The organism is Antribacter gilvus (assembly GCF_003946865.1).
Lineage (GTDB): Bacteria > Actinomycetota > Actinomycetes > Actinomycetales > Cellulomonadaceae > Antribacter > Antribacter gilvus.
The window spans coordinates 1-1297 of record NZ_QXTH01000034.1 but is presented as its reverse complement, the minus strand read 5'-3'; the positions used below and the strand labels follow the sequence as shown (position 1 = coordinate 1297).

The 1297-nt window shown below is 70.2% G+C and carries 2 protein-coding genes; both read left to right on the top strand.

Annotated elements, in window-relative coordinates:
- Nucleotides 1-58 precede the first annotated feature (58 nt).
- On the top strand, nt 59-967 hold the full coding sequence (locus tag D1350_RS23395) for an IS5 family transposase (RefSeq protein WP_206074662.1): 909 nt from the start codon (nt 59-61) through the stop codon (nt 965-967).
- Nucleotides 968-987: 20 nt separating this feature from the next.
- The gene (locus tag D1350_RS23390) at nt 988-1275 is read left to right on the top strand and encodes a hypothetical protein (protein ID WP_125778462.1); all 288 of its coding nucleotides are present in this window, start codon (nt 988-990) and stop codon (nt 1273-1275) included.
- Nucleotides 1276-1297 lie beyond the last annotated feature (22 nt).

Genomic DNA, 1297 nt, shown 5'->3' with positions numbered 1-1297 from the left:
TAGGGCGTGTTTCGGAATTGCGGGTTGACCTGGGGGTTCGGCATGCTGCGGGCTCGTGGTGGATGTTGCGGGTCGGCATGATCTGACGGATGAGGCGTGGGCGGTGCTGGAGCCGTTGTTGCCGGTCAAGGCGCGTGGGCGGCGGGCGCGGTTGCTGCGTCGGCAGATCGACGGGGTGCGGTGGCGGATCCGGACGGGTAGCCCGTGGCGGGACGTGCCGCGGGGCCTGTACGGGCCCTGGGGCAGTGTCTACCGGCGGTTCCGCGACTGGCAGCGTGAGGGTGTGTGGGACCAGGTCATCGACAGGTTGCGCACCTCGGCTGACGCGGCCGGGTTGATCGAGTGGGATCTGAACGTGGATTCGACCAGTGCGCGGGCGCATCAGCATGCGGCTGGTGCGCGCCGGGACCCGGACGCGCAGAAGGAGCCACCGCACTCACCGACGCGGCGTGAGCCGGCCGATCACGGGCTGGGCCGGTCACGCGGCGGGCTGACGACGAAGGTGCATGCCGCCGCGGAGCAGGGGCAGAAGCTGATGGGGATGGTCATCACCGCCGGGCAGCGGGGCGACAGCCCGCAGTTCGGGCCGGTGCTCGACCGGGTCCGGGTCGCCCGGCCCGGTGGTGTCGGGCGGCCCCGGACCACGCCTGACCGGGTCCGGGGCGACAAGGCGTATGCCTCGGCGGCGAACCGTGCGCTGCTGCGCCGCCGTGGGATCCGCGCCACGATCCCGGACAAGAAGGACCACCGCGCGAACCGCCTGAAGAAGGGCAGCAAGGGTGGGCGGCCGCCGAAGGTCGACTACGAGGACTACAAGAAGCGCCACGCCGTGGAGTGCATGTTCAACCGGCTCAAACGCTGGCGGGCCGTGGCTACCCGGTGTGACAAGCTCGCCGTGCGCTACGAGGCCACGGTCACCGTCGCGGCGCTGGACGACTGGCTGAACGCCGTCGTCCGTGCCGCCTGACGGCTGGCATCCTGGAGCCCGTGGCCTACTACGCCGACGCCGAAGGCGGCGCTCATGTTCCCGACCCGGACCGGGCCGGGCTGATCGATCTGACCCGCACCCTGGACACGAGCACGAACACGTTCTACGTCGTCTACCCCGACGACGAGGACCTCGAATGGTTCGTCTCGGTGTCCAAGGCCGTCAGCGCCTTCGGCGGCTACGAGATCCACCGCTACGACCCCGCCACCAGCCTCGACGCCGTCACCACCGCCGCCGACCCCAACACCATCGCAGGCGACCTCCTGGACTGGATCAACCAACGCTGACCCATTCCGAAACACGCCCTAG